The 3803-nt window shown below is 48.1% G+C and carries 4 protein-coding genes; 2 read left to right on the top strand and 2 right to left on the bottom strand.

From position 1 onward, the window contains the following. Nucleotides 1–261 precede the first annotated feature (261 nt). A complete protein-coding gene (locus RMO84_RS04020; protein WP_310487183.1) occupies nt 262–480 on the top strand; it encodes a sulfurtransferase TusA family protein in 219 nt (72 codons plus the stop codon). 254 nt (nt 481–734) lie between these two features. Further along, nucleotides 735–1901: a DNA polymerase III subunit beta gene (dnaN, locus tag RMO84_RS04025; RefSeq protein ID WP_310487188.1), complete on the top strand. Its 1167-nt coding sequence runs from the start codon at nt 735–737 to the stop codon at nt 1899–1901. 275 nt (nt 1902–2176) lie between these two features. Here the strand turns inward: dnaN and RMO84_RS04030 are convergent, their stop codons facing one another. After that, a complete protein-coding gene (locus tag RMO84_RS04030; protein ID WP_310487184.1) occupies nt 2177–2497 on the bottom strand; it encodes an FHA domain-containing protein in 321 nt (106 codons plus the stop codon). Nucleotides 2498–2715: 218 nt separating this feature from the next. Continuing rightward, complete coding sequence (locus RMO84_RS04035; protein ID WP_310487186.1) at nt 2716–3498, bottom strand: FHA domain-containing protein; 783 nt, start codon at nt 3496–3498, stop codon at nt 2716–2718. Nucleotides 3499–3803 lie beyond the last annotated feature (305 nt).

Here is a 3803-nt window from a genome sequence, read left to right on the forward strand (position 1 = left end):
GCCGCCGATATTCACGCCCAGATCACTGTCGTACACCTCAACGTTGCTGAGAATCAGGTGTTCAATCTGAAAGCGTGCGGCGATCGGGTCGGGAAAGGTGGCATTGGAAGTATTTTTGGGAATGTCTTTAAGTAGGGAATAGAGGATAGGGGATAGGGGATAGGAATGAAGCGATGAATTGAAAATTTCTGACAATCGTTATCTCTTCACTAATTCTCCTCAACCCTATCCCCTAACCTCTAACCCCTATCCCCTAAATAGATGACTCAACTAGACTTACGCGGTACCCCTTGTCCGATTAATTTTGTGCGGACGAAAATGAAACTCGAACAGATGGCTGCTGGTGAAATGTTAGAAGTTTGGCTGGATGCTGGCGAACCGATCGAGCAAGTACCCGACAGTCTCAAGATGGCTGGCTATACGATCGAGCAATCGATCGCTGACGGTGACTTTTTCAAGCTCCAAGTACGGAGTAAGTAAGGTTTAAAGTCGATCTGTGTCAGTAAAATTGCCTAAAATCCACCTGTGGAGAGCAATTTTTGCGCTGGCAGGTTCGCTTTTCAGGTATAACCAAACACGGACAGTCTTTACATCCGCTCGAATCTGTCTTGAAAAGGTGCTCTACTTGCCTGTCCCACCGTATCGTCCGGTCGGGTTCCCCGACCATGGAACGAACCCAAGCGGGGAAACCCCAAGAACGCACTTTTCGCTCCTCACTCCTAACACCCAACTTCATGAAATTTGTCTGCACCCAGCACGATCTCAATATTAACTTAGCCTTGGTGAGCCGCGCTGTCTCCACTCGCCCCACCCATCCAGTCTTGGCGAATATCAAGCTCGAAGCCACCACCAATCCCGATACGATCCAACTGACAGGATTCGATCTGAGTCTGGGCATTCAAACTAACTTTAGCGCGCAGGTAGAAGAAGCTGGCATCCTGACGCTACCGGCAAAATTGTTAAATGACATCGTCGCCAAACTTCCCAGTGGCGAGATTACTCTCGATGATGCGGCGGGCGAAAATCTGGTGACAATTACCTCGGTTTCGGGTCGCTACCAAGTACGAGGCATGAGTGCCGAAGAATTTCCCGAACTCCCCTCGATCGAACAAGGCGAAACCAACCAACTCTCAGCCACGGCTTTTATCGATGGCTTAAAGGGGTCTCTGGTCGCCTGTAGCCAGGATGAAAGCAAACAAGTACTGACAGGAGTCTATCTCAAGGTAGAGCCGGAGCGATTGGAATTTGCCGCCACAGATGGCCACCGCTTAGGGATTGTGGAAGTTTATCCCAATGAGACGGAAGCTGCCACCGAGGAGAATTCAGAGCCATTAGAGCCAGCGAACATTGGCTCGTTTGAAGTAACCGTGCCAGCTAAAGCGTTGCGAGAACTGGAGAAAATGCTCGGATCTGGGCAAGACGACGACCGCTTGGGACTGCAATTGGAACAAGGACAGGTGGTTTTTGGTTGGGGCGATTGCAAATTAACTACGCGCACGCTCGAAGGTAAATATCCCGATTATCGGTTACTGATTCCCAAACAATTTCAACGTCAGATTACACTCGATCGCAAGCAGTTGCTCAGTGCCCTCGAACGAATTGCCGTGCTGGCAGATCAGACTAATTTAGTTAAATTTAGCATCGATAGTGCCAGTCAATCGATCGCTTTATCGGTCGAAAGTCAGGATCGCGGTAGTGGCAGAGAATCGCTCGCCGGACAAGTTTCTGGTGCCGATTTAGATATCGCTTTTAACATTAAATATTTGATGGATGGCTTAAAAACCCTTCTGACTCAAGAAATTACCATCAGTCTCAATGGCCCACTCGAACCTGTAATTCTCACACCGCTAGGTGGAGTTAAAATGACTTATCTAGTCATGCCCGTTCAATTACGTACTTAAGCAGCAGCTAAGTTGGTCAGAGCTGTGACAGCCGATACCTTTACCGAATAGCAATGCTTGAAAGCCGCTGCCTTTAGGCAGATTGTTTAAAGGTGCGGAGTTTGAATCTCCGCACCTTTAAACCCAATTATTAACTATCACTTATCTGCTTGGTGCAAGCCATGGGTCGGAAACCTCTGCGCGTAGGGCTTTGCCCCGCCGAAGGCGATCGATCCGCTGCTTGGTGCATTTTCATGGACGGGGAACCCGTCCGAAAATGCATCCGCAATTATCAATTAATTTAAGTCAATCTGAATTTTTGGCCCGGATGTGGCTAGTCGAATCACCATCCCACTGCTGACAGCGGTGTCTTTAATGGCTTCACTATTCAAATAAGTTCCATTGGGGCTGATGTTGATTAGGTGCCAGCCATCAACTTCATGCCACCGTAATTCGGCATGGTGGCGAGAGACAACAGCACTAAACAATATTACCTGATTGTCGGTAGCTCGTCCGATGCGGATGACATTTTCAGAGTCAAAAGTCCAAGTCTGTACGGGAACTGAATTAAGCAGACTGAGCACGATCGCGGACATATATTCGATAATTACTGACAAGAATGGAACAACTCGGATTCATTAAACTTTGTCTAGAAAATTCGATTCAGTAGAATTGAATTCGTGCGCGAATCGTCTCCAAACACGATCGATGAATACCAATTAACCGATCGAATCTAACAAGTCGCGCAGTCGATCTTCACCACCATTGCGATCGCAGATCGTCAGCAAGAAGTGCCGAAACCTTGCTGTTTCTCAACAGATGCGATCCGGACTATTTAGGCAGTGGGCGATTGAAAAATCAGCGTGACGAGATCTCCCTTCCCCAACCCGATGCGATCGCCATCCCGCAATAAATGACGATTGCCTTTAGCGAGGACATTGTGGTTGATATAAGTACCATTAGCACTGCCCGAATCTTCAATGTAGTAGTTGTTATCTTCTAGTTGAATACTGGCATGAATTCTCGATACAACTTCCGCGCAAGGAAATTTCGAGACATCGATATCTGGCGCGATCGTTTCATTTGGTTTGCCCACATGAATTACTTGGAGATCGGACGGAATCTCTAAAATTGTATTTGTCTGAAGATGCAATAATTGGCGGCTCAATGGTGGCTGCTCGATTGCCAGTAGTGGTGCTGGAGGATCGATCGACGCTACCTCAATTTCCACAGGGACGACAGTCGGCGCGATATTTTCTGCCGGCTCGATCGGTGGTGGTGCGGACGTTTCGTTACTGGGAGTAACGAGCGGGGAACTGGGTACTACCCACAAATCTGCTTCTGGCTCCGTCAATATTGTCGGTGGTAACTCCACATTATTAGCTGCTGCTACTGGTGGTGGGTCGATCTCCGCAACCGCAGGCGGCGGTAACTGGATCGGTAATTTCGACTCTGCCGATTTGAGGTTATGACCGCACTGTCCGCAAAATGTAGCATCGAGTTGCATCGATGCGCCGCAGTTTGGGCAAGCTCTAGTCGCTGGTAGGGCTGTATAACAAGCTTCGCAGTTAGTTGCTCCTTGAGGATTTTCATGTTTGCAGTTGGGACAGACGATCATAAACTAAATCCGAGGGTGTTCGTGTTTGCAGTTGGACAGACGATCGTTAGCTAGATCTGAGGGTGTTCGTGTTTGCAGTTGGATGGACGATCGTTAGCTAAATCTAAGGGTGTTCGTGTCTGCAGTTGAACGGACGATCGTCACCTAAATCTGAGGGTGTTCGTGTTTGCAGTTGGATGGACGATCGTTAGCTAAATCTGAGGGTGTTCGTGTCTGCAGTTGGACAGACGATCGTCAGCGCAAGAAAGTTTTCATGTCAACAGTTGGACAGACGAGCGTCAACTAAATCCTCAACAAATTAGATT

It is taken from the genome of Chamaesiphon sp. VAR_69_metabat_338, from assembly GCF_031423935.1.
Lineage (GTDB): Bacteria > Cyanobacteriota > Cyanobacteriia > Cyanobacteriales > Chamaesiphonaceae > Chamaesiphon.